22 protein-coding genes, 1 pseudogene and 1 other annotated feature are annotated in these 25,904 nt (G+C 41.3%); of the genes and pseudogenes, 12 read left to right on the top strand and 11 right to left on the bottom strand.

What is annotated here, in order from left to right:
- Nucleotides 1–29 precede the first annotated feature (29 nt).
- Nucleotides 30–1,439, bottom strand: a complete 1,410-nt coding sequence (locus MKY17_RS23470) for a LysM peptidoglycan-binding domain-containing protein (RefSeq protein ID WP_339200886.1) — start codon at nt 1,437–1,439, stop codon at nt 30–32.
- 532 nt (nt 1,440–1,971) lie between these two features.
- Between MKY17_RS23470 and MKY17_RS23465 the strand changes: the two genes are divergently transcribed.
- From MKY17_RS23465 to argS, 3 genes are all read left to right on the top strand, one after another.
- A complete protein-coding gene (locus MKY17_RS23465; RefSeq protein WP_142324010.1) occupies nt 1,972–3,003 on the top strand; it encodes a fatty acid desaturase in 1,032 nt (343 codons plus the stop codon).
- Between the two features lie 93 nt (nt 3,004–3,096).
- Entirely contained in the window at nt 3,097–3,642 is a 546-nt protein-coding gene (locus MKY17_RS23460) for a response regulator transcription factor (RefSeq protein WP_144529910.1), read from the top strand.
- 67 nt (nt 3,643–3,709) lie between these two features.
- Nucleotides 3,710–3,927 (top strand) — a binding site (T-box leader).
- 40 nt (nt 3,928–3,967) lie between these two features.
- Complete coding sequence (gene argS, locus MKY17_RS23455; protein WP_098373401.1) at nt 3,968–5,641, top strand: arginine--tRNA ligase; 1,674 nt, start codon at nt 3,968–3,970, stop codon at nt 5,639–5,641.
- A gap of 109 nt (nt 5,642–5,750) precedes the next feature.
- Here the strand turns inward: argS and MKY17_RS23450 are convergent, their stop codons facing one another.
- On the bottom strand, nt 5,751–6,128 hold the full coding sequence (locus tag MKY17_RS23450; protein WP_260398209.1) for an SET domain-containing protein: 378 nt from the start codon (nt 6,126–6,128) through the stop codon (nt 5,751–5,753).
- Nucleotides 6,129–6,191: 63 nt separating this feature from the next.
- Nucleotides 6,192–7,271 (bottom strand): annotated as a pseudogene (locus MKY17_RS23445) (CotH kinase family protein); the annotation flags it as partial.
- Nucleotides 7,272–7,431: 160 nt separating this feature from the next.
- Between MKY17_RS23445 and MKY17_RS23440 the strand changes: the two are divergent.
- Complete coding sequence (locus MKY17_RS23440) at nt 7,432–7,689, top strand: hypothetical protein (RefSeq protein ID WP_339200883.1); 258 nt, start codon at nt 7,432–7,434, stop codon at nt 7,687–7,689.
- 285 nt (nt 7,690–7,974) lie between these two features.
- Here the strand turns inward: MKY17_RS23440 and MKY17_RS23435 are convergent, their stop codons facing one another.
- Complete coding sequence (locus MKY17_RS23435) at nt 7,975–9,156, bottom strand: NAD(P)/FAD-dependent oxidoreductase (RefSeq protein ID WP_098373865.1); 1,182 nt, start codon at nt 9,154–9,156, stop codon at nt 7,975–7,977.
- Between the two features lie 39 nt (nt 9,157–9,195).
- Entirely contained in the window at nt 9,196–9,627 is a 432-nt protein-coding gene (locus MKY17_RS23430) for a DUF1641 domain-containing protein (protein WP_192206535.1), read from the bottom strand.
- A gap of 318 nt (nt 9,628–9,945) precedes the next feature.
- Between MKY17_RS23430 and MKY17_RS23425 the strand changes: the two genes are divergently transcribed.
- From MKY17_RS23425 to MKY17_RS23415, 3 genes are all read left to right on the top strand, one after another.
- Nucleotides 9,946–10,122 (top strand): hypothetical protein, encoded by a 177-nt coding sequence (locus MKY17_RS23425; RefSeq protein WP_179891223.1) that lies wholly within the window; start codon nt 9,946–9,948, stop codon nt 10,120–10,122.
- A gap of 464 nt (nt 10,123–10,586) precedes the next feature.
- Entirely contained in the window at nt 10,587–12,626 is a 2,040-nt protein-coding gene (locus tag MKY17_RS23420; protein WP_144528781.1) for a hydantoinase/oxoprolinase family protein, read from the top strand.
- A gap of 16 nt (nt 12,627–12,642) precedes the next feature.
- A complete protein-coding gene (locus tag MKY17_RS23415) occupies nt 12,643–14,625 on the top strand; it encodes a hydantoinase B/oxoprolinase family protein (protein ID WP_286177271.1) in 1,983 nt (660 codons plus the stop codon).
- A gap of 222 nt (nt 14,626–14,847) precedes the next feature.
- Here MKY17_RS23415 and MKY17_RS23410 read toward each other — a convergent pair whose 3' ends face one another.
- Complete coding sequence (locus tag MKY17_RS23410; RefSeq protein ID WP_098373784.1) at nt 14,848–15,432, bottom strand: DJ-1/PfpI family protein; 585 nt, start codon at nt 15,430–15,432, stop codon at nt 14,848–14,850.
- 149 nt (nt 15,433–15,581) lie between these two features.
- On the opposite strand from MKY17_RS23410, the gene MKY17_RS23405 reads away from it, so the two are divergent.
- Both MKY17_RS23405 and MKY17_RS23400 read left to right on the top strand, forming a co-directional pair.
- Nucleotides 15,582–16,013: an Lrp/AsnC family transcriptional regulator gene (locus MKY17_RS23405; protein ID WP_098373785.1), complete on the top strand. Its 432-nt coding sequence runs from the start codon at nt 15,582–15,584 to the stop codon at nt 16,011–16,013.
- A 127-nt stretch (nt 16,014–16,140) separates the two neighbouring features.
- The gene (locus MKY17_RS23400) at nt 16,141–16,968 is read left to right on the top strand and encodes an STAS domain-containing protein (RefSeq protein WP_098373786.1); all 828 of its coding nucleotides are present in this window, start codon (nt 16,141–16,143) and stop codon (nt 16,966–16,968) included.
- A gap of 215 nt (nt 16,969–17,183) precedes the next feature.
- Here the strand turns inward: MKY17_RS23400 and MKY17_RS23395 are convergent, their stop codons facing one another.
- Nucleotides 17,184–17,315 carry a hypothetical protein gene (locus MKY17_RS23395; protein WP_339200880.1) on the bottom strand — a complete coding sequence of 44 codons (132 nt, stop codon included), beginning with the start codon at nt 17,313–17,315 and terminating at the stop codon, nt 17,184–17,186.
- Between the two features lie 29 nt (nt 17,316–17,344).
- Nucleotides 17,345–17,869 (bottom strand): GNAT family N-acetyltransferase, encoded by a 525-nt coding sequence (locus MKY17_RS23390; protein WP_339200878.1) that lies wholly within the window; start codon nt 17,867–17,869, stop codon nt 17,345–17,347.
- Nucleotides 17,870–18,026: 157 nt separating this feature from the next.
- On the opposite strand from MKY17_RS23390, the gene MKY17_RS23385 reads away from it, so the two are divergent.
- Nucleotides 18,027–18,173, top strand: coding sequence for a hypothetical protein (locus tag MKY17_RS23385; protein WP_141994063.1), 147 nt, complete (start codon nt 18,027–18,029; stop codon nt 18,171–18,173).
- A 115-nt stretch (nt 18,174–18,288) separates the two neighbouring features.
- A complete protein-coding gene (locus MKY17_RS23380; RefSeq protein WP_098373818.1) occupies nt 18,289–19,254 on the top strand; it encodes a quinone oxidoreductase in 966 nt (321 codons plus the stop codon).
- Between the two features lie 398 nt (nt 19,255–19,652).
- On the opposite strand, the gene MKY17_RS23375 is transcribed toward MKY17_RS23380, so the two are convergent.
- Nucleotides 19,653–21,044 carry a hypothetical protein gene (locus MKY17_RS23375; protein ID WP_098373788.1) on the bottom strand — a complete coding sequence of 464 codons (1,392 nt, stop codon included), beginning with the start codon at nt 21,042–21,044 and terminating at the stop codon, nt 19,653–19,655.
- Nucleotides 21,045–21,245: 201 nt separating this feature from the next.
- Here MKY17_RS23375 and MKY17_RS23370 point away from each other — a divergent pair, with 201 nt between their 5' ends.
- On the top strand, nt 21,246–23,048 hold the full coding sequence (locus MKY17_RS23370; protein ID WP_141994066.1) for a hypothetical protein: 1,803 nt from the start codon (nt 21,246–21,248) through the stop codon (nt 23,046–23,048).
- 102 nt (nt 23,049–23,150) lie between these two features.
- On the opposite strand, the gene MKY17_RS23365 is transcribed toward MKY17_RS23370, so the two are convergent.
- Nucleotides 23,151–23,843 carry an FHA domain-containing protein gene (locus tag MKY17_RS23365; RefSeq protein ID WP_339200876.1) on the bottom strand — a complete coding sequence of 231 codons (693 nt, stop codon included), beginning with the start codon at nt 23,841–23,843 and terminating at the stop codon, nt 23,151–23,153.
- A 788-nt stretch (nt 23,844–24,631) separates the two neighbouring features.
- Complete coding sequence (locus MKY17_RS23360) at nt 24,632–25,873, bottom strand: AraC family transcriptional regulator (RefSeq protein WP_339200875.1); 1,242 nt, start codon at nt 25,871–25,873, stop codon at nt 24,632–24,634.
- Between the last annotated feature and the right edge of the window lie 31 nt (nt 25,874–25,904).

The following is a 25,904-nucleotide window of genomic DNA, read 5'->3' as shown; positions in this document are numbered from 1 at the left end:
CCTTTTTTCTTTATGGTTTTTCTATCAATCTATTGATTAAAATGATATACATCCCAAATGTCGGGGGTTTCTGATCCAAGGTACCAAGCAGATACACCGCCTAGATGATTTTGTTTTACCAGGTCAATACGGAGCTTCATCGATTTTTTATCTTCTATCCATATTTGATGCTTTTCCCCTTTGGAAGTATACTCCACGTAATTTTGTTGAGTCTTTTTATCCCATACCTTCTTAAGTTTATGAGATGAAATGATTTTGTTGACCTCTGCCATGGTACGGTCATGGCTTTTCACTTTTTTGGTCGATAAATCGGTTACCCATTCTCTCGTATAAAATGGTACAGCCAATATGATCTTATGGGCGGGTACTTCTTTCATTAAAAGCTTAGTTCCTTCTTTGATCCAAGGTAACGAGGAAACGGACCCGGCTACTGGGCTCCCTCCCCAATGCTCGTCATAACCCATTATGATGATGTAGTCTGCTATTTTGCCAAGTGCTTTCCTATCCAGACTTTTTGACCAAAAAGGGTCTTCATTTTCTCGGGTGACATCCACGGATACTTTAATTCCATGCGGTTTTAGTGCCTTTTTCAGTTCGCCTATGAAAAGAACAAAGTCCTTCTTGTTTTTTGGATCGATGTTTTCAAAGTCTACATTTATTCCATCACTTTTAGTTTTAACAAGTGAATCACATAAAGTTGAAACTAATTTCTGGCGTTTTTTTGTATTGCCTAGTACAGAACCAGTTAAAACAGGGTCAAATTGATTTCCGATAAGCTGCCAAACTTGTTTTCCTTGTTTATGGGCGTTTTGGACGAATTTTGCATCCGCAGAAACGGAAACGAAATTACCGGAATCCTTCAGCGTATAGGAACGGGGAGATACTACATTTAAATTAGGTTGTTTAATTTGTTGGGTGTAGTTTTCTTTCGATCCATTATGCGTCCAGCTCATGACGATAGGTTTTTGCGCCTTTTTTTGAAGCTGGGATGTCTTTATCCATCCCTTTTTACCATCAAGCAATTGAACTTGGTAGTAATAATCAGGAATCTTCAATTTTTGGCCAACTTTAAGGGTAACCGTATGTAAGTTGTTTAATTTCGTCAAATCACTTGTGGTTACCTTATATTTAGTAGAAATCTTCCACAATGTATCTCCTGATACAACCTTATGGATCTTATATTTCTGGGGAATCTTCAGGTTTTGGCCAACATTTATTTCGGTCGAAGTTAATTTATTTTCTTTTTGTAACTCACTTACTGAAACACCATATTGATTTGCTACTTTCCATAATGTGTTTCCAGCCTTTACTTTATGGATAATAGGCCCCGCGGAATCCCCAACGGAAGAAGAAATGACGGGAAACTCCTCGCCCTTTTTTAAGGGCTTTAATTGAGTGGAACCTAATTTAGGAGAACTAAAAACTTTTGTATTGTCCACTTTAACAGAACCTATGTAAAGGGTTTTGTTTGATGAATTACCGTTAGTTGGAAATAGACATGCACAAAGAAGGCTTAATATAATAAAACATCCAAAGAATTTTTTCACAATTATTTTATTCCCCTTTGTAAAATTTAACTTTACCAGTTTACTATGGAGAATCGCTATAAAATAGAGGTACATTGTGGAAAGGCCCTATATAGAAGAAAATAGGGAATCTAATTACGATTCTTCTGTTGTAGTTCCACTCTAGGGCAGGTCGAATTATTTTTGTTTACTGCTGGGAATGTAAGCCTGATATTGACAGTCCCGTTCTTAAAGTAAGGCTACCTGTTATTTCAAGATAACGAAATCCTTTACATATGAACAGGTTAATCAGTTTTTCCTGGTTGGCCTTTTTTACGCTTGCCGTTGAAAATGACTTGTACATGACATTTGTCATCTTCTAGTCATGACACCTGGTACTAATAATTTCAGGTTGATTTCTTTATAATATGAAATAACGACAAATAAAAGGAAGTGCAATTAAATAATGACCTTGCAAAATACAAAAAACTTGAAAAAACAAATTGCTCCTTTTGAACAATCAACGACAAAGCAAAGTATATGGCAGATCGTCAATACCTTGGGGCCGTTCATTATTTTATGGTACCTAGCATATATAAGTCTTTCCGTTTCTTATTGGTTAGCTTTAATTCCAGCTGTGTTTGCTGCTGGCTTCTTGACAAGGATATTCATCATTTTTCATGATTGTACGCATCATTCATTTTTCAAAAACCGCCGTGCGAATAGAATAGTCGGTACGATCATGGGTGTTTTGACTTTATTCCCGTTTGATCAATGGGGACATGAGCATTCTGTGCATCACGCGACAAGCGGTAATTTGGATAAGCGGGGTACAGGGGATATTTGGACCCTTACGGTGGATGAGTATTTGGCTGCACCGCTTAAACTTCGTTTTGCCTATCGTTTTTATCGCAATCCATTGGTTATGTTTGGTTTGGGACCAATTTATGTTTTCCTTCTTAAAAACAGATTTAACCGTAAAGGTGCTAGAAAGAAGGAAAAAATGAATACGTATTTGACGAATGTAATAATCGTCGCTTTAGTGGCATTGCTTTGCCTGGCAGTAGGCTGGCAGTCATTCCTTCTGGTACAAGGTTCCATCTTCATGATTTCTGGTTCAGTGGGCATTTGGCTGTTTTACGTCCAGCATACATTCGAGGACTCTTATTTTGAAGAGAATGAGGAGTGGGAATATGTATTGGCGGCAGTGGAAGGAAGTTCTTTTTATAAGCTTCCAAAACTGATGCAGTTCCTTACTGGTAATATCGGTTACCATCATGTTCACCATTTAAGTCCAAGGGTACCTAACTATAAATTGGAAATGGCGCACAATAATACGCAGCCTTTAGAGAACGTTCCAACGATTACTCTTGCGACAAGCTTGCGCTCACTCCGATTCCGTTTATGGGATGAGGATTCCAAGAATTTTGTTAGCTTCAAAGACATTAAATATTTAACGAAAAAAAGTGTTCCCGTTCAAGTGAAATCTGAACTGTAACGTTCATGTATCATTCCAGACTCCCTTAATAATCCTTGGATTTGGGGGAGTCTTTGCTTCATATAAGGAACTCGATAAAGGAGAGAACTTTAAATGATTCGAATTGTCATTGCAGAGAATCAGCAAATGCTGTTAGAGGCAATAAGTTCTCTACTCAATCTTGAAGAAGATATAGAAATTGTCGGGCAAGCCAGTAATGGAGAAGAAGCGATGGCCCTTGTACACCAATTACAGCCTGATGTGTGTATCATGGATATGGAGATGCCTGTAATGAGCGGATTTGAGGCAGCAGAAGCATTAAAGTCATTTGAATGCAAAGTGGTCATTTTAACGACATTTCGAAGGACTGGTTATTTTCAACTCGCATTAAAAGCTAATGTAAGTGGTTATTTATTGAAGGATAGCCCGGGTGAAGAGTTAGCCTGCTCGATTCGCGGCATAATGGACGGCAAGCGAATATACTCCCCAGAACTTATAGATGAGTCTCCCAGCAATAATGGCCGGGAAATGGGAGTTTTAGGGCTGTTAGCCGATGGTCAATCCAAAATGGAACCGTCTAATAAGCAAAGCAACACAATAGGGACCGTAAGGAAATATTTTTCGACCATCAAGGACAAAATGAAGTTACCGGCTGGTTAGGATTTGTTTCCTAAATCCTGTTGACACGTTTTTTTAAATTGTGTACGATGGATTAAATTATAATATTGAAAATTCTGTGATGAAGAGAGTAGTTCATTTCGAAATGGAAAGCGAGTTAGGGATGGTGGGAGCCTAATGCAGGACGGATGAATGAAGCGCACTTTGGAGAAATTTCTTGAAACGTTTAGTAGGGAACATCGGGGAGTCACCTCGTTAACAATGGAAAGTGGTCACAATTGTGGCAACTAGAGTGGTACCACGGGAATTCATGCTCTCGTCTCTTATTTAGAGGCGAGGGCTTTTTTGTTTAGGAGGGAAAATGTCGATGAATAAACCAATTGCAGAATTGATTTCAACTGCTTTGAACAATGAAATGCCAGCAAGTGAAATAGAAAAATTAATGGAAAAGCCTAAATTGATGGAGTTAGGTGATGTCGCCTTTCCGTGTTTTACTCTTGCAAAAAAATTCAAAAAATCGCCTCAAGTGATTGCATCTGAAATAGCCCAACAATTAAACAGTGAGTTGATCCAAGAAGTGAACGTTGTGGGTGGTTATCTGAATATTTTCGTCAATCAACAGATGGTGACGGAAAACGTTCTGCAAACGATATTAAGGGAAAAGGATCAGTATGGTTCACTGCAGCCTGTACAGGAAAATGTCGTGATTGATTACTCATCCCCGAATATTGCCAAGCCTTTTTCCATGGGGCACTTACGCTCAACGGTCATAGGGAATGCACTGGCTAACATTGCCGAAAAAAATGGCTACAATGCCGTGCGTATTAATCATTTAGGAGATTGGGGCACGCAATTCGGCAAGTTGATCGTCGCGTATAAGCTGTGGGGCGACAAAGAGGCAATTGAAGCTTCGCCGATTCAGGAATTATTGAAAATCTATGTGAAGTTCCATGAAATAGCTGAAACGGATGAATCGTTGAATGAACAAGCACGCGCAAGCTTCAAGTCGCTTGAAGATGGGGATGAGGAAGCACTGGCATTATGGAAATGGTTCAGGGATGCGTCCTTAAAAGAATTTGAGACGATTTATGATTTATTGGGCATCCGTTTTGATTCCTATGCCGGAGAAGCGTTTTACAATGACAAAATGGATGCTGTTGTCGGGGAACTAAAAGAAAAGGGCTTGCTTACCCTATCCGAAGGTGCCTATGTCGTGCAATTGGAAGATATGCCGCCTTGTTTGATTACGAAAACCGATGGGGCGACACTTTATGCGACGCGTGATTTGGCTGCAGCCATGTATCGTAAAAAACAGTACGGGGCGAAGAAAACATTTTATGTTGTCGGGAACGAACAATCCCTGCACTTTAAGCAACTTTTTAACGTCGTTGAAAAAATGGGATATGATTGGTCAAAAGATTTGCAGCACGTAGCATTTGGCATGATGTTAAAAGACGGCAAGAAAATGTCGACACGTAAAGGGAAAGTCGTGCTGCTTGCGGATGTATTGGCAGAGGCAATCGAAACTGCGAAGCGCAATATTGAAGAAAAAAATCAAGCGCTTGAACAGAAAGAACTGGTTGCAAGACAGGTTGGTGTCGGAGCGGTAATCTTTAATGATTTAAAAAATAACCGCATGAACGATATTGATTTTTCATTAGAGCAAATGATGAATTTTGAGGGAGAAACGGGTCCATATGTACAGTACACATTTGCGCGTATTTCCTCATTGCTTGAAAAAGGTGAATTTAAAGAGCAGGCCATCACTTTTGAAGCTTTAGGAGAATATGCGTGGCCGGTCATCCAGATGTTGGAGCAATACCCGATCATTGTCCAAAAATCATTTGAACAAGCCGATCCATCACAAATCGCGAAATTCAGCTTGCATTTATCGCGTGCATTCAATAAGTATTATGCACATACGAAAATCTTGGTTGAAGATGAATGGAAACAAATGAAGCTCTCATTCGCTTTTTCCGTAGCGATTGTATTAAAGGATGCGCTAAGTTTATTGGGAATTTCAGCGCCGAATAAAATGTAAGTTAAAGAGTCCTTGCATTAGCGAAGAAAACTGAATAAAAAAAGAATCCATTTTGATCAATTCTCCTTCAAAATGGATTCTTTCAAAATAAAATGGAAGCAAAAAACGCCTACTCGATGACATCGAACCATAACGGGGATTTATTATCAGGTTCACCATTGTAATTGATCATTATTTCCTCGCCAGCCTTTATATCTTTATGTGCATAAAAGTCTATCGTTAAATCTTCTAAATTATTATCGAATGTCGCATTTGGAGTGTATGAATGATTGAATAGTGAACCATTTCCTAAGGCAATGACAGTTTCATCGTCATCTCCCCAATAGAAACAGTGAGGAAAGAGTGCGGTTTTCTTTAGATATTTCCATTCATGTTTGGGTGAAATGATGACAGGTGATACCTCAATAAGTTCATCTTTTTTAATATCCCTTGTAGCATATACTCCCCTGCCATACTTCCCCGTATTTTTAATGCAGATTGGTGACACGGAAGCAACTCCCCCTTTTCGGTCCTGTTTGGCTATCAGTTGTGTCGTGGCATTTTTTTCATCTAGGCCACCAAGGTGCTTATTTAAGTAATCACTGCGTTTGCGGATGAATTCGAAGATGAATTCCGGTTCTTTGTCGAATAGATCAATCTTTCTCTTTTTATATGGATCAAGAAGGATGTGGGGGCGTATGCCCTGGTGCAGTGGTAATACTTTATTTTCCATATGCTTCACAGTAAATGTGGTTTCCAATGTTTCAACCAAGAGGTCTTTGTAGAACTTACTGTATTCCGGAACCTGCAAGAGCAGAGGAATAAGGTGGTTTGTCTTTTTCCCTCCGATAGGGACATATGTGTGCTCCATGATCCCCCCACTGACTTTGCGTCCCCAAGTGGCATCGTAATCCCAAGGAATGATTTCAAATAACTTCGTTTTACTATTGCGATATAGTGCATAGTTATGAGTGAAACCGTCGTTATTCATGGTGCAAACGGCTCCAACCAGCCAGCGTAAGTATTTATGGATATCAAGATGCTGCGAGACTACTTCAGGAAACTTTGCAAGTGGGGTGGTGTTGATTTTTTTGATGAATTCGATTAGATATTCATCATCGGCGGGTTTGCCAAACGCTTGTTTATAGCCTGACGTAAGGGAGTCTTTCGCTTTCCCGTCCCTTTCCAATGAAAAGTTGGCATTATTGTTGACAGCATAATAAATCGGGCCGGCAGGAAGTCCTCTTTTTTCTAAAAAAACCCCATCGACGGAATCCAATTGTAAATACACACCTTTAAACGTGCCATTTCGGAATAGGTTGATGTGTTGGCTATGAGGGGAAAGGACACCAAGGTCTTGAAAGAAATCGAGTGAGAGTTTATTGCGAATGAGGGAAGGATCCCTGTATTCTGCATTGAGATGGATTTTGTGGGCGCCAAAGAATCGTTCTGGCTCGATGAAATCAATCCAATAGGATCTTTTCCGGAATTTGCGGGTATAAGAGCCCCGATAGGCAATATCGATAACATAAATGTCGTTTTCTACTTTCAAATGGGCGGGAATAGGGTCATCGCTCCAAATATCCGCACGTAAATCTTCTAGATCTTCTTCTTCTATCATTAAGAAATAAGATGGAATATGATAAGACATACACTCACCTTCCTTCCTTGTATAAGATGTTTTATGGACAGTCTTGACCTTAATGAAGCCGTAATATCATAAAATACTTCCACTTGATCAATCAGGGATTAATCAAGCTGAAGCATTTTATATTTAAACTATCTATCTTCTTCTTTTTTTGCCACGTCCAGTGGACGAGCTTGAACTTGATGAAGTAGATGTTGTTGTTGTATATGTGATACCAGTAGTTATGATACCAGTAGCTGTGTTGCCAGTAGTTGTGCTGCCAGTAGATTATTTTCCAGTGGATTTATTGCCAGTGGAATTACTGCCAGTAGAAGTGCTACCAGTAGAAGTGCTACCGGTAGATGAACTGCCAGATGAAGCTGCTTTTCCTTTTTTCCCTTTCGGCATACAAACTCCTCCTTTAATAAGATTAATTTTATGATATGCAGTATCGTACATACTTGAGCGTCAGTTAATGACAAACGGGCTAATAAAAATTAACGGAGAGGATTTAGGAGAGTTGCCTAATCCCAGGAGATTTATAGAATGGATAAGCAACAAAATGGAGTACCGTCCATTGTTAACATCTTTCGTCAATCATTGCATCATGATCAGGCATTATAATAAATTCATGAAAAAAATGCCCTTTAATCCCGATGACCGGGAAGAAAGGGCATGTACCGCGGACATATCAATGAACTGGATGTCACGTCACGGCTATAATAAATTAATAAGCCAGGCTAAATAGGGCTTTGATGTGTGATAGATAGCGAACATTACTTGCTTCTTTCATCAATGTAGCCGGAAGGCCTTTAAGGGAAGTGTTATTGGCCCCAACGGTTGCCACCGCATCCTTACGGCCAAGGCTCGCAAGTGTACCTGAGTTTACAGGTGAAAATTCTTCAAGTTTCTTGCCTTCAAAGGCTGCATATAGGTTGTATCCAACAAGCTCACCCATTTGCCAAGCATTTTGTGCAGTAGGAGCGTATGGACGGCCGCCTTCTGGAGGGAACGCAACGGCACTGTCCCCGACAACGAATACGTCATTATGGGATTTGGATTGCAAATACTCATTAACGGTCGCTTTGCCGCGATCCACTTCAAGGCCTGATTCGCCTACGATAGGAAGAGCCGCAACTCCGCCTGTCCAAACAAGTGTATTGGCCGTTATCGTTTGTCCATCTTTCAATTCGATTTGATTTCCTTTAACACCCGTTACAGGCAGACCTGTCAAGAATTCAACGCCGCGTGCTTCCAAGCTTGTCATCGCACGTTCGATCAAGTGGTCAGGCAGGACCGGAAGGATTTTTGGACCAGCTTCTACAAGCTTGATTTTCAAGTCCTTGAAGTCCACTCCGAATTTTTTGGCGATTTTAGGGAAATGATCCACGATTTCACCGATTAACTCGACGCCCGTCAATCCGCCGCCGCCGATCACGATGGTTGCGTCCGCTTCATTATTCGTTTGTGCATATTCGCGGATGCGATCTTCGATATGTTTGTAAATCTTGTTTGCATCGTTTACGGATTTCAAGACCATGCTGTTTTCCTCAAGTCCCGGAATGCCGAAGAATCCTGTTTGGCTTCCTAAAGCAACAACCAGGGCATCATAAGATAAAGTGGAACCATTGGCAAGTTTCACTTCTTTGTTATCGACTGAGAAAGAATCCACTTTGGAAATGATAAGGTCGATATCTTTTCCTTTGAAAAGTTTTTCCAACGGAATGGAAACAGCTTGTTCAGAAATGGATCCGCCTGCAAGACGGTGCAATTCAGTGATGATTTGGTGTGTTGGAAATTGGTTCACCACTGTAACCTGTACTTCATCTTTTTTGTAATATTCACGTACGGATAAGGCAGATAGCAATCCAGCGTAACCTGCACCTAAGATGACGATTTGTTTTGACATAGTTAATCCCCCGTCCTTACTGATTGAAAGTTTATCAAATTATTTTTGGTTTTTACGTTCTGAAGAGACTTCAAGAAAAGCTTGGGCGAAACGGAAAAGTTTTTGTGCTTGAGGGTCTTTCATCATTCTTAACAGACCAAAAAGACCGATCACGTCATGATTCACTTCAGCACGATCCTTAGCTTCGATGGCAGTAACCGCAAGCCCTTTCACTGAATCGACTACAGGTGTCGCGATCTCCGAAATGGCGCTGACCGTATCGTTTTTCAAAACATCATCAGTCGCAACCGATTGAGCGAAATCATAAGACTTTGTTAAAATATTCACTAACTCAGTTAGTTTTGGTAACTGCTCAACTAAAGTGTTCAATGATTCCTGAACCTCAGGGTTTAATAATTGGTCCAGTACATCTAATTGTTTTTGGCTGGCATTAAGTTGTTCAGTTTGTGATTGGGTAATCGTTTCTGACATATCCAATTCTCCTTTGCAATAAGCATTTTGTTGATGTAAATAGAAAAACTTGTAAAATATTACACAATGTGTGGCAAGAAAAAATACTAACAAAAATGTAATAAAAGCTAAACTATAGTATATCCCTTTAGTTCCATGAAAACAGCTGATTTTTAAAAAAAGATTCATAAAATAATCTTTTCTCGCTTATTTAAGTACAGATTCTGCTGGAAGGTTCCATTCTTTACCTAAAATGGACTTTGAGGGTGTCTATCATCATCGCCTGTCATACATATTTCCATCTTGATTTGCCATCCTAAATGATGGAGGTGAAAAAATGTGACTGATTCAGAATCTAAACTTACAGACGAGAATGATGATAAGAAGCTTCATAAACTGGTTGGCAGTATGGAATATACTAAAGCACAACTATCGGAAGGCATGAATGGAATTTCTGAAGTTTACCTCAAAAACAGTGAGGAAGGCACATCGGAAACACCTGATAATGTTGTGTAAGCATAGCGAAACAGTTATGGTTCCTTAATTTTACTTATTTTTGTAAACTTCTTACCCTTGTAAGTTGTTTGACTATTCTAAAAAATACCCTTGACTTTATGGTGGATTGACGTAAGATAAAGTATATAGCCATAGTGAACAGGTAGTTTTATCTAGCAAATACTACTCTGCCATCGCCTTAAATGGACTTGGTGATTTAAAAGATGAATTCTATAATAACTGTCGAATCTAATAGACTTCGCCGCCCAGCGAAGCTAAACCTAGATCAAAAACCAGTTATATCAATGATTTTTTATTGATATGACTGGTTTTTTTTATTTCATCATTCATCTTGTCCCTTTTTTGGCCTAAGAAAATCCAGCGGCTGGCTGACACTCTTTCACCCAATTAAGCGGTGAAATGGGCACGAAGCAATGTCAAAAGGTATAAATTATTTTAAATCTTGTAGCAGGGGTGGGAATTAAATGATAGGTACGAAGCAAACTAGGCTCGCAATTGATGTAGGAGGAACATTTACGGATGTGTTCGTTTTTGATGAAAGCACGAAGGAAATTTCAATCACGAAAACGTCGTCGACTCCTCTGAATCCAGAAATCGGCATTTTGGATGGAATTGCAAAGGCGGAAATAGATTGTGAAAATATTAAAGTGTTTTCCCATGGTACAACAGTGGGCACCAATGCCTTGATTGAAAGGAAATTGCCAAAGACAGCATTGATCACATCCGCTGGATTTCGGGATGTATCGGAAATCCGCCGAGGAACCAAGCTTGAGTTATGGGATACATATGATGATGTAGCCAAACCGTATATCCAAAGAAGAGACCGTTTTGAAGTGGAAGAGCGCATCGATTTTGCAGGGAATGTCTTGACGGAAATCAATGAAGAGGAAGTACGGTCACTGGCAAGGAAACTAAAAAGACGCGGTACCGAATCAATTGCGGTTTGCTTCATGAACTCGTATGTAAATGGAAGCAATGAGGCGAAAGTGAAACGAATCATCCAGGAGGAACTCCCGGAAGTCTATATATGCATTTCAAGTGAAGTCCTTCCTGAGATTTTTGAGCATGAGCGCATGAGTACGACGATCGTCAATGCGGTTTTAGGACCGACTGTCAGCAACTATATTAAAACCCTTGAAGGTGAAATGAATAAACGGGGGTATGAAGATGACATATTAGTGCTTCACTCCGGCGGAGGGGTAATGACATCCCAAACCGTACCCCGTTATGCGGCAAGGCTGGCAAGTTCCGGAATCGCTGCAGGTGCTATTGCCAGTAAACATATCGCCCAGCTTTGCGGGTTCAATAATGCAATTGGGCTGGATATGGGAGGAACGAGCACCGATATTTCCTTGATGCATGAAGGTGATTTGCGGATTACTAAAGATTGGTATATCGAGTATGGATATCCGATTGGATTCCCAAGTATCGAAATCTTGACGATAGGAGCAGGAGGCGGAAGCTTAGCTTGGGTGGATGAAGGCGGTTCCTTACGCAATGGCCCTCAAAGTGCAGGCGCGGTTCCTGGACCTGCTTGCTATAGCAGGGGTGGCGTGGAACCGACCAATTCCGATGCCAATATTGTATTGGGACGGCTTGGCACAAAACTATTGGATGGACAAATGGAACTTGATAAACAAAAAGCGATTGAAGTCGTGGATAAGATCGCCAAGAAATTCGATTATACGATTGAAGAAGCGGCGAATGCCATCACACGGGTGGCCAATGCCAATATGTGTGATGCGTTAAGGCTGATCTCAGTCAGAAGGGGATACGACCCCCGCGACTTTGCACTTGTGGCTTTCGGCGGGGCTGGACCCTTGCATGGAGCGTACCTGGCCAAGGAAATGGAAATCCCGACTGTCATCATCCCGCCGCATCCGGGTGTTGCCGCCGCAATGGGATGCCTGTTGGTCGATGTTCGTCATGATATATCCAAAACCTATGTCAAGAACGTCAAGGATGTATCGTTAAAGGATTTAGAGAAGGAATTCATCGGAATGGAAAAAGAGGCAGCGGAGTTATTGCAAGAAGAAGGGGTCGCTAAGGAAGCTTCCACATTGGTGCGCTATATTGACATGAGGTATTTGGGACAGTGGCGTTCATTGGCGATAGAAGTCGATTGCCCGATTTCTTCATTGGAAGAGACCCTTGACCGTTTCCATCAAGAGCATGAACGGGAATTTTCTTTCTCCGATAAAGAACAGACTGTGGAAATCTACGGGCTGCTCGTTACGGCTATCGGAACTGTGCCAAAACCTGAATTCCCGACTTATGAACCAGGGGGCACACTTGCTGATGCCTTGAAGGAAACGCGTGATGTCTATTTCGAAGAGGAAGGGTATGTGAATACGAACGTGTATAACCGGGAACTCATTCCGGCCTTTTCTGAAATCTCGGGACCTGCCATAGTGGATCAGCTTGATACAACGACTGTCATTCCGCCAAATTTCACGGCAAAAGTTGATAAATACAGAAACTTGATTCTTTCCCAAAATAAATAAAAAGAGGTGGATTTCATTGTCGAATAAACAGTTAATTGACCAATCTGGAGTTGGAACAGGTTTAGATCCGGTGACATTTGAAGTGATAAAAAATGGCTTCGTTAACCTTGTAGATCAGATGGCTGAACAAATCCTTCGGACATGCTATTCCTTCGTCATTTATAATCGGGATTTCAGCTGTGCGCTTTGTGATGCAGAAGGAAATACAGTCATGCAAGGGACGCAGGATATTTCGGTTCATGTAGGAACACTGCATCTAACGGCAAAGGCGGTGCTCGAGGACTTCGATGGTGATATCCATCCCGGGGACGTATTCTTGGTCAATGACCCGTATCGGGGCGGTACTCATTTCAATGACACACGGGTTCTCTTGCCAGTCTTTCATGAGAACAAGCTCATTGCGTTCATGCAGACGAATGGCCACTGGGCCGACATGGGGGGCTCGACACCTGGCTCCTTTGATATCAATGCCAAGGAACATTTCGGCGAGGGAGTAAGGATTCCGCCGCTAAGGATATATAGTAAAGGAACATTTTTAAAAGATGTCGTCAATGTGCTCGTTTCGAACATGCGCGTCCCTGAGGAACGTGTCGGCGATCTTCGTGCTCAAGTGGAAGCGGCCAAGGTAGGCGAGCGCCAGTTGTTTGCCATCATCGAGAAGTATGGAATCGATACGACTTTGTCTGCCTTTACGGAAGTTCAGAATTATGTGGAGCGATTGGCAAGGGCCAAGGTTGCGGCTTTACCGAATGGAACCTGGGAGACCGTTGATTATATTGATATGGACCCGGAAGCCGGAGACGGTCTGATCCCGATCCGGGTTAAGATGACCATCACGGATGACGAGATCCATTATGATCTTTCTGGATCGCATTCTTATATCGGCTGCTTTTTGAATGCCGGTTTCGGGGCATCTTTATCAGCAGCATACTCGGGAACCAAGACATTCTTTCCTGAAATACCTTTGAACTCCGGCTTTTACAGAGTGGTGAAGATCGAACTGCCGGAAAACTCCGTCGTCAATGCCCCGGCACCGATTGCCGTAACCGGTTTTTGTTCAGGGGCCTATGAAAAAATCATGAGTGCGTGCTTCGAGCTCTGGTCCAACATCATGCCGGAAAGAGCGATCGCATGCTCATTTAACCTGGAGTATTTACTTATCGGCGGTTGGGATCAACGCCAGGAGCAAGATAAATACTTCATGTGGTATGACTGGATGGCCGGCGGTCATGGAGGACGCTATGACCGGGATGGTGTGAACGCCACTTCGCCGACATTCGGTTTGGGCCTCAGTGTACAGCCTTGCGAAGGGCAAGAAAGATTGTCACCAGTCGTGACGATGAAGCATGAAATCATCACCGACTCTGCCGGGCCTGGGAAATACCGCGGCGGGTGCGGCGTAGAAAAGGGTGGAACACTCACGAATGTCAAAAACACCGTCATGTCCTATTGCTGTGACCGTTCCCGTTCAATAACATGGGGGATTTTTGGAGGGCTTCCTTCTTCCCCGCATGGAGCATGGCTGAATCCTGGTAAGGAAGACGAACGATATTTAGGTGCGATTTTCTCAAATGTGAAGGTGCAGCAAGGAGATTCCTTTGTACGCCCATCCGCTGGGGGCGGGGGACTGGGAGATCCGCTTGAAAGAAGTCCCGAAGATGTCTTGGAAGATGTTATCGATGAGTATGTTTCAATTGAGCGAGCCAAAAAAGACTATGGAGTCGTGATCAAGGAAATCGATAAAGATCTCGATTTATTCGAAATAGATGTTGAAGCAACAGAACAAGCTAGGGCGTATATCAGGAACAACCGTAAACAATGGCTTGAGGAAAACATAGAAAGCGTGGAAGATAAATTCGCCAATGGCGAGCTGGATAGTCTGGATGTCATTCGCCAGTATGGTGTCATCATCGATTATGCAACGAATAAAGTCCTGCCAGAATCAACAAAACAGTTCCGTGAATCAATGAAAACCCGTTCATTGGCTTATTGGAAGTAACGTGAAAAAGGTTCCGAATTCATTCGGAACCCCTGACTGTAGATGAACTCGAAAAAAACGAGTTTGCCTGCAGTTTTTTTAGTTGAAAAAAGTTTCAGTTGATTGGAGCGGGTGTTCGAGAAACCTGCTTAGAAAAGCGCGTCCAGGGGAGACCCCGCAGGCGCAAGCCGAGTAGGCTCCCCGACCGCCGAGGAAAGCGAGTGCCTGGAGCGGAAATCAACCTTAATGGAAGCCCATCAATTCCTTCACATGTTTACAATTATCTTTGGAAGTGAGCATTTCCAAGAGCGTAAAGGCAACGTCGAATCCTGTGGAAGGATTGTAGGATGTAATGATATTGTCCGTGACGACAATCGGTTCATTAACGACAATCGCACCAAAATCTTTTAGCTGCCCCTGTCTCTTACTGGTTGGATGATTGTATGTAGTGGCCTTTCTTCCATTCAATATCCCGCTTCTTCCTAGTGGTAGAGAGCCTACACAAATGGTTGCTATGATTTTGTTTTTATCATGAAAATACTTGATCACATCAAGAAACCTCTGATCATAAGCATCCTCATAGAAACCGGCTTCTTCAAAACCTCCTGGAATGGCCAAAGCATCGAAGTCATCAAGGTTCACTTGATCGAGGGTCAATTCCGGCTGCACGATGAAATTCCATGTGCATTTCAATTGTTCATGAAGTCCTACCGTAACCAGATCAGTCGTACCATCACCCTCTAATTTATTCCAGCCCAATACATCTGTAAACACACTTGCTTCAACCGCTTCGAATCCATTGGATAGCAGCATCAATACTTTTTTCATCGTGAATCCCCCTTATTTATATTTGTATTTATTATATAAAAAGCGAATTCCCTAATACATACGATAAATTACGTAATCATTTCTTTTCTGTTTATTTTATAATGTATTTAGGTGAATTCTATTAATAATAAAAAGTGGGAGTGATTGAATTGGATCGAACGGATAAAAAGATACTTTCCTTGCTGGAGAATAATGGGCGCATGTCCATGAAAGAACTGGCACAGGAAGTTTCCTTAACGGCTCCAGCAACGAAAGAACGTGTGAATAAATTAGAGGAAAGCGGAGTGATAAAAGGATATAAAACGGAAATATCACTTGAAAAACTTGATAGGAGCATAACGGCATTCATATTATTCGAAACGGATAGATGCAAAGACTTTTATCAATTTAGCTTGAACCATCCGGAAGTACTGGAATGCCACCGGTTAGCCGGTCAATACAGTTATTTGGTTAAAATAAGTACATTTTCCATGGAAACGCTGGAAGACTTCGTCGATGAAGCCATTAAATATGGGAAATCGTCCACCCATCTGATATTTTCTTCCGCATCGAAAAATATTTTTTCAGGCGAGGAGATGTAACCGGTTTTAACCCATTTACTATCCGTATTTTTAATATAGGAGCAATTAGCAGGAAAAAACTCCACCCATATAGAAAGTAATTAGTAACAAAAATCACAGTTGGAGTTCAAAAAGGGAGTGGGGAAGAGTGAGTTTTGTTTATGAGGAAGAAAAGATAATGGAATTCCTTTTGCAGAATAAAAGTGAGTTTGAAGAATATCTTTTATCAGAAGCTGTCAATGTCAGGGGTAAAATTGAAGAAATTCTGCTGATTGGAAATGTCGACCTTTTGAATAATGCCCATAAGCTCATCCGTTATATAGTGGAACAGAATGAAACGGATATGATTGCATTTGCCGAACAAGAGGGAGTTACGTGGGCAACCCACTCTTTGACGCTTTCATTCAAGCTGGAATGGATTCAGGCCATCCGCAGAACGCTTTGGACATTTCTTTATAAGTTCGAAAGTGCAAAAGTAGTGTTCAGTGAATCCAAAACCTTTTTTGAATTAGAGAAAAAAGTTAATGAAAAGGTTGATGTATTTCTTAAATCCTTTTTCGTCAGCTACTCCGATTACAAAGACAAATTGATTCTGGCTCAGCAAAACTTGGTGGAAAATCTATCCGTCCCGATCATTCCAGTCACTTCCACTACCTGCGTCCTTCCGTTAATTGGTACAATCGATAATACACGTATACAGATAATCGAGGAAAAAGTATTGCAGGAGATAGGTAAACTGCGGATACAGACCTTGATCTTGGATTTATCCGGTATCATCGAAATGGAAGTTGAAATCATTAATGATTTATTGAAAATCCTCGATGGAACGGCAATGATGGGGTGTAAAGCTGTAGTGACAGGATTACGCCCTGAAGTGGTAACGAAAATGATCCGTTCAGGGGTTCAAATCGAGAATAGAGCAGAAACAAAGGGTACGCTGCAGCAGGCCTTGAAGGACTATCTTGTAGTCACCTAATCGTGAGGTGAAGTCGCCATGTTTTGGTGACTTTTTTTTATAGGTAATTTGGAATATTAAGGAAATGGTTTTGCTGTTTTTTTCGACTCGGATAAGTAAATGGAATGGGGAAACGGATGCTCCGATGCCGTTGAACCGAATGAGCTTGGTATCAATATGAAGAGGGTTACAGACTGTAGAAGAAAATCCAGTTTGCCTACAGTTTTTCATTTTCATTAAAAAAAGTACCAGCTGTTTTCAGAAATCCGCTCCCTTTCCGCCGACTGTCTGCCAAGCCTCATCAAAGCAAACGTATCCGGGGTCTTGGCTAGCCAGTTATTCGGTAGGAGTGTCGCAAATTTCTTCAATGGAACCCTCTAAAGAGGTTTTCTTTATTTCACTTCAGCAAAGAATACACATATGTATCATGAGGGATACCGTTTTGGTAAATATAGCTCCTTAATATTCCTTCCTGGATGAAGCCCAGCTTAAGCAAGAGCTCACTTGATGGCTCGTTTTCCAGGAAAACGACCGCGCCGATGCGGGTTAAATCAAGGTCGTTGAAACCGTAAGCGATAATTTCTTTAAGAGCTTCTGACGCAAATCCTTTACGCCAATGTACTGGATGGATTTCATAACCGATTTCCGCCCGTCTGTATTTGGGACTGTGGGCATGAAAACCGATGGTACCAATCAATTCCTGTGTATCTTTTCTTTCAATCCCCCATCGGATTGCTCGTTTTTCAAGATAGTTTTTCGCAAAAGACGTTATGATGTCCTTCGCCTGTTCGACATTTTTCAAAGAATCCTGGCCATAAAAGCGGGTGACTTCATCTTTTGATAAGCATTGGAAAACAGCTTCCGCATCACTTTCACGAATTTCCCGAAAGCGTAACCTTTCTGTGTTCAATACAGGAAACATTTTTTTCCCTCCTTATATATCAGTTTTACATCTATTCGGTCTCCGCGATGGTTTTTCCTTTATTATGAAGCGCTTATTTTGCCGGTATTTTCGGTGGTAATCGGACAAGCTAACAATAGTTCAACATAAATAGCATTGAATGAAGGGGAGATAGATCATGGGAAAAAAACATCGTAACCGTACCGGTTCACCGAAAAAGAATAACCATATTCCGAAAGCGGACATCATTGCAGAACATGAAGCACACGGTAAGGAATATTCTGCGAATAAACGAAAGAACGGCCCTGGTTCCAATACAGATTGAGTAAACTTAGTGACCGCTCTTGCCTTTAAGGGAGGGCGGTTATTTGTATTTCTTGCCAGCAAAGGGTTCATCCTATATCTTAAAGAATGAAGAAGCATTGAAGGGAGTTAGGATGATGAAAGCACTTGTCTTTGAAGATTTCGGCGGGCCGGAAGTCCTGTCTGTAAGGGAAATTGCAGAACCTGAACATTCAAAATCAGCCGTGATCGTTCGAATGAAAGCAATCGGATTGAATTTTGCTGATGTATATAGAAGGAAAGGGAATTATCATTTGGTGGGTGATCCCCCATTCATTCTAGGTTATGAGGGGGCAGGGGTCATCGAATATGTTGGGGAAGATGTCCATCATGTGAAAGTCGGTGATCGTGTCGGGTTCGCTGATGTTCCCCATGCCAATGCGGAGCGGGTTTCAGTTCCAGCTGATAAACTGTTACCGCTGCCTGAGGGCATTTCCTTTGAAACGGCCGCATCCGTTTTACTTCAAGGATTGACTGCCCAATATTTAACTCATGACAGTCATCAAGTTAAAGCAGGTGAAACCATTCTGGTCCATGCTGCTGCTGGTGGAGTCGGTCAATTACTGACACAGATGATCAAGATGAAGGGCGGTCAGGTCATTGGCTTGACCTCATCAAATGATAAAGCGGCTGTTGCTAAACAAATGGGTGCGGCTCATGTTTTCCTTTACGGATCGGACTGGGTGGATTCCATTATGGATGTAACCGGCGGTAAAGGCGTTGATGTCGTTTATGAATCAGTGGGACAAACCTTGATGGATAGTTTCAAGGCGACCAAGACTGGAGGAACTGTTGTATTTTTTGGGATGGCAGGCGGTGATCCTGAGAAAATCGATCCAAGAATGTTAATGGATACATCGAAAGCATTAATAGGTGGAGACCTTTGGAACGTCCTGACTACCCATGAAGAACGGACAAGAAGAACAGCAGAGCTGTTCCAATGGATTCTGTCAGGGGAAATCCTCATCAAAGAACCGACTCTTTTCTCGTTGGAAAATGGGGCGGATGCACATAGACTTCTTGAAAGCCGGAAAAGTTCGGGGAAAATATTATTAATGCCATAACAAGTCATGAGGGCTTTCCATTCTAAATGGGGCCCATTTCTTTTACCCGTATAGCGGCCTGCCTAGATTCAACCCCTTATTCATACTGATGATCAAAACCTTTTTCAGTTCCTTTATATAGACCCATTCTTAGACCCTTAGAATAACTCCATATAAATGCCCTCGCCCATGCAGGGGTCATGGCCTGCCGTCAAAAAAAACTTCTGCCCAAGTTCCCTTATCCACAAGATCCATATGCAACACACGAATTCAGGGGAGAAATCCACAATGTGCCAATTGCCAAACCACAATCGTCATTCTGCAATTCACAGTCGGTTTTCGTTACAAGCAAAAAAAAGAGAACGGATCCGTTCTCTTGGAAAACAAATGACATATAAAAAGGCTTAAACCGTCTGATTTTAAGAGGAAATGGAGAGAACGCCGAGACGTTCCTTTTGGATTGCAAAATAGGATTGGAGGGTTTCCTTTTTCTTAGTGAGAGGGAAGTCCCGGACAGTCGGGGCCACTGCATGATTGCTGAATTTAAGCAGCAAGGTCAACAGCCTGTCCAACTGGTCATATGTATCGTTTCTAATGCGCGTCATATATTCGGCCGCGACCTGCTTATCATAATCGGTACTTTTCCTTTTTCCTTCTGCCCGGAATTCTTCTGTTACTGTCTTTACACGGGAAATGAGCCATGTTTCGCACCAGTCGTTCAGCACATGACGGATGAAGTCTGCTTGATGGTACTTTTGGAGAATGGGCTTGATATGTTCAGCCATTTCCAATTCATTCACTTCCCGGCAGAGAGCTTTCTCGGAGATGTTTCTATGAAAATGAACGCGTTCAAGCAGGCTTTTGATGGATTCTGCCTGGTGGGCATACTTGACCATCTGTTCCAATGTTTCATTGTACATGATCTTGCTTAAATAAGCAGAGGCTTGTTTTGGGGCAAGAAGTAACTGCTCATTGGCAGAAATCGCCTGGCCAAATTTCTTAAGGGAATGAGAATAGACGAAACGGGCTAACTTCTGCAGTTCCTTTTGGATATCATTGGAGATGTTTTTCGTTTCCTGCAGAAATGAACGGAAAATATATTTGCCTGCCCGTTCCAATTCCTTGCATACAGAATCATTGATATGCCCAATGTAGCCAGAGTTGAAAATCGTTCTCCGCAACCATGTCCGTTCCGCCCTATTTTCCTTATATTGCTCCAAGACGCCTTCGGTAAAGGTGAATACCAGAATTTCTTTCTTTGAAAAAGCCCTGCTTGCAAAAGAAATCGTCACTAAATGGCCTAAAGCGTCATGGATGGCATCGACTGCATCCAATAAGCGCTTTCTCGTGAATGGCGAGCTGGAATCAGGAACGATTTCATTATAATCGAATAGAACTTCTTCAGACTTCAAAACAGACATTCGGAAAGCGCCCATAAGCAGCAGCCGTTTTCCATGAATCGTTAAGGTTTTGAAAGCATCGCAATAAAAGAAACGGTATTTCTTGCAATAACGGTCCGTCTTCCTGTTATAGCCAAGATTACTTGCAGGACCGAGGTTAAACTTATATAAAGTATCTTCACCTTGATGAACAGGCACAAACACTTTTTTTAGTGATCCTTGTGGTGCGGTGAATTTATTGATGATCTGCCTTAAGTACTTTTCTGTCGTTCCTACTCCTCGGGCCATCATATGAAGCGGGCTCTGGATGACCCCGTCCCAATCACTGTGGAGCAAGGCATACAAACACGTATCGAATTCAGTAGAAGATACATTCCTTAATAGGTATTGGTAAGTTTCTTCATAAATCATAAGGCTTCGCCCCCTTTGGCATCTATCCTTTTCTAGAGTCTATATAAATATTAAATCGATAAAAGTAGCATCGTAGGAGTAAATAATATTGGTAGTTTTTTTACGTTATTTCGATATATTTTAAAAATAGTAAATTAGTTGTACAAAAGTGATAAAATAGGTAAATGGAAACATACATGACAAGGAGAGATTTTTAAAACCATGATACTTTCACTACTCGTTTTCATCTTGAAAGGAATTTTATTGAAAATGCCATTTGCCATATTGGGACTTTCCTTGATTCCGCAGAGATGGATAAACGCAATCACCAAAAAGGAAATACCTTTTTTCATTGAACAGGTGCTGAGACTTTTAGTTTCTGCTACCGTACTGTTTTTCGTTATCGATATCATGCTGCTGGATCTTACTGCCGCTGCATTCTTTTCGAGTTTTGCCATTATTCTAGGGCTCATTCTCATCATCGATTCAAGAATGTATATGTACAGTGCCAGTGAATCTTCAAGTACCCGACGGAATCGGAGGGGAAATGAAGCTTTGATGCAACCAAAAACACCTTGGAACGTACATTTCAACAGTTTGATAGGTGTCGTTTTGATATTAGCATGGGGCATCATGCAGTTTTACTCCATCACTTTTGCCGCTGATCTGCATGGGTTGGCGAAGGTCGATAAGAAAAAAGAGCTGGAAGAAGTTCAAGATATAAAAACCATGCCGCTTGTTACAGTGAAAATGGCTGACGCAAAAGGCGATGCAGCGATTAATAAAATAGAAAATGCATCATATTTCACTGAAGGCGAATACCGTCTAACCAATATCAATGATGAATTGGCTTATACATCACCCATTGAAATGGACGGGTTTTTGAAAGCCGGGAAAGCGGAATACACGCCAGGTTATAATCTGATTTCCGCCGTATCGACGGATAAAGGGGCAAGTACTGTCAAAGGGAAGATGCTGTATGCTCCCTCACAGTACCTCGATCATGATTTGGAAAGAACCATCCGCAAGGCATATCCGAATAAAATCATCCATGATTCATATTTGGAACCGAACGAAGATGGAAAGCCTTTCTTCGTAGCTTCAGTCGGACATTATTTGAAATACCGCAGCGGTCCCGTAGTCGACGGGGTGGTATTGGTAAATCCGGAAACGGGGGACACGAAATACTATCCAAAAGGAAAAGAACCTAATTGGGTAGATCGGACTTTCACATTGGAAACAGCCCTGGAATATTGGACCTACTGGGGAAAATATGTTCACGGATGGAAAAACCAGTCCTTGATTGGGCCGAAGAAAGATGTCCTGATTCCTAATGAGGATAATATGCAAGTTACGTTTAACGAAAAAGGCGAATTGATTTATGTAGTGGATTTTACCCGGGCTAAATCAAAAGGCAACTCCAAAACCCTTGTAGGTTATGGTGTTTTCAATGCCAAAACCGGTGAAATGACGTACTATAAAGGCGTTACGTCCGTTCTGACTGGAAAGGAGGCAAAATCCAACGCAAATGCGAGTGAGTTTTTGTCTAAATATCCAGGCTGGAAAGCCACTAATGGAATTTTCTATACGATTTACGGTGCTCCCACTTATGTAATTCCGGTTACAAAGGGCAGCAAGTTCCAAGGTGTGGCGATCGTTTACGCCAATAGCGATAATCCCCAAGTGGTCTTTGGGAAAACGAAAGACGAAGCTTTCCGCAATTATAAAAAACTGATTGCCTCTTTAGGGAAAGTGAGTGGTGTGACGCCTCAAAAAGGCTTTGAGATGAAAGAAATAAAGGGGAAGGTAATAAGGATCAATGATGCCAATCTTTCAAATGGATACGTATTCCATTTGATCGTCGAAGGCAATGCCAAGAGGTTCTCGGTGGACCCTGGGGTCAACGCGCTATCTGATATTGTGTTGACGAATGTAGGAGACCGGGTTGTGCTGAAGGTGATGGATATGGAAGAAGACATCGTTCCAGTCGATGAATTCACTAATCTGGACTTGCCAAAGAAATGATAATGGACCGGGTGGATACCTGCTTGCCGTCCTCGATATAAACATGAAAAAAAAAGCATTGTTATCAGCAATGCTTTTTTTCATGTCTTCGAATGATTGTCATTATAAGTCCGATAGATTGAATGAATGGATGGATTCCATATAATATCCTTTTTGAATGACGGCTTTTATTGCGAAGTGCCCATTTATCCGTTTCCGCACCCGGTACAGCAGTGAAGCGATTTCTTCTGCCGTCACAATTTGCTCGGGATCACCGACTCTCTCTGGCCATACATGCTGGACAATCTCTTCTTTTGAAATAAGGTTGTCCAAATTTTCATAAAGCAGCTTAAAGCAATTGAATTCCTTTGTCGGCATTTTAATGGGTGCTTCTTCATTGATGATCACGGTCTGAAGGTGCTCATTGATAGTGACGGTTTGCTGGAAATCGGGGTTCACCGGAGTGAAATCCCGTGTTAAATCGTTGTCGATGGAAATCATGAATTCAATCAGTCCATTGATCAAAGTAATGGAATCCCCCGGTTCAATGTGACGGGGATTTCCCGGTACGAGCGGCATCTGGTTCACCGAGGTACCGTGTTTGCTTGCCAAATCCTCAATGAAGAGTTGTCCTTCCTCCATATAAATCCGGCAATGTTCCCTGGAAACGAAGTCATTGTAAAGCTTGAAATCAGCTTTGGAGTGTTGGCTTGCACGGCCGATCAGCAAGCTTTTCCCTTCAAAAACATAAGCGAATTCCTCGGTTTGGCCTTTGTGCAAGGCTCTTAATACAACCTTGAAAGTTTTATAGATCATTCACTTCATACTCCTTAAAAAGTCTGAATATTTAAATTATTTTTATAGATTTATCATTTTGGCTACATGGCTGTTTAGTGGATTCAATTTTATAATTATAAATTATCAGTCGCTTACTTACTAACGAAAAATGAAAAAATACAAATTAGGCACAAAGCCATTATAACAAAGTGAATGAAGGATGAAGAAGAAACTCTATTTTTGCTGATGTTGGCTTTGACTGTGGGAGGAGTGCTTCCTCAAAGCCGGCCAGGCAGCACCGGAAGAAGTTTGCGATGAAAATGTACCTTACGCTTGTGGAAAAGGAGTTGACCAAAGGTGAGTATGTGGAGAGATAGGATAAATGCCTTCAGCATCCTGCTGATGATCATTAGTATGATAGTATATATTATTTTTCCCCAGCCCTTTACCCTCATTCTGTACTGTATATTTGGCATTGCCTTTATCAGCCTGACTTTACTGAATTAAGTCTATCCTGGATTGGAAGAGGGAAAGAAGAAGACAGAAAAAGGTGGGGGAGCATGGTGAAAACATCAAGACCCATATTTTTTAACCTTTCAATCGCTTTTTGAGAGGTTTCTTTAATAGTATCCGCGACAGCAATCACGTTGGGTTAGCTTGATGGGCATGTGGCGGTACCCCATTATACAAAAAAGTACCCTATAGGTAGACTTTTTTAGTGTCTACTCTATAGGGTACTTTTTAGCAGAATACTCACGCTGTTTTTAGTAGGCTAAATTCCTCAATACGACCCTTGTCATTAGAAAAGTAACAAGAAAAACTGTTAACTAGATTTCAAATTCGTGGCTATTCCTGAACTGTCTTGGCGTAACGTCTGTATGTTTTTTGAATACTTTTGTAAAGTAACTCTGGTCATTAAAATTAAGTATGAAACTTATCTCTGATACAGTATAATCGGTAAGAATTAGAAGCCTTTTTGCTTCCTCGATACGCTGCCTCTGAATATATTCACTTACTGGAATACCCGTTTCCTTTATGAATAACTGTGACAAATAGCTTGGATTTAATCCGGTGTGCTCACCAAGGTTTTCCAGGGTTATCTTCCTATATAAATGCTTAAAAATATAATTTTGACAGGACAATACCGGTTTAGAAACAATTTGCCCCTTATTTCTTCGCTCGACATCAACAAATTCAAGAAGTACGTCAATAATGGCATTTTCTACCTTATAGATTGCTTCTAATTCTTCAATATGTTGAATGTGCATATCACTCATTGTATATGCGGTTTCCCAGTCTAAACCTCCGTTTATAGCGGCTCGTGTCCAAAGCGTAACAGCAGTTATGGCAAAATTCTTCCTGCTTCTTAAATAGCTTTGTTTGGATAAAGTTCCAATCTCTTCCTTAGGGAAAGACAGATAGGCCTTTAACGCTTCATCCTTTTTTCCAACCTTAATGAGGTGGTACAAATTTTTCTCAAAACTCGGATCCATATGGAAGAATTTGTTTTCACGCTGATTCGACACTATGACATCAAGATGGTCGGTTGGGGTAACTTTGGGTGAATAGATATATGACTGCTCCAATACTTCGTTCACCTTAAGAGTTTTCCCACAAACAAGGTAATAGAGGAGCGTTCCGATATAAGCCAGCCTCTTTTGGTTAATCACTGGGATATTCTCGTAATATTGGAACCACTGATCATGATGGTTGCCTGGCACCTTGTTATCTATTATAAGGATTTTTTTGGATTCCTCGGTTAATCCTTTATAGAAAGATGGTCCAATCACAATGGTTCCCAAAGATGGATGACCAGGCAGGCGTAGAATAAGAAAGTGCTCCAAAAAATTAGTCATATGGATAGCCGGCAATAAAGTTCCTTGGTAAAAATGTGTAATTTCACCAAGAAGCTCTTCAATCCCTTCGAATAAGGGATTAGCTTTAAAAGTTTCAGGTAATTTAATTGTGACTTTTTTATTCTCATTTAAATAAAAAACAGGTAAGTCGAATGTTTTGAACATAAGATTGCAAATATATGGAATATCCTTCCTATTAACCATTCTATTCATTTTCATATCACTTGCCTTTTTTTAGATAACT

The sequence above is a fragment of the Peribacillus sp. FSL P2-0133 genome (genome assembly GCF_037975445.1).
GTDB classification, from domain to species: Bacteria; Bacillota; Bacilli; order Bacillales; family DSM-1321; genus Peribacillus; species Peribacillus simplex_E.
The sequence above is the reverse complement of the archived record's forward strand: the minus strand, read 5'-3'. Positions and strand labels throughout refer to the sequence as shown.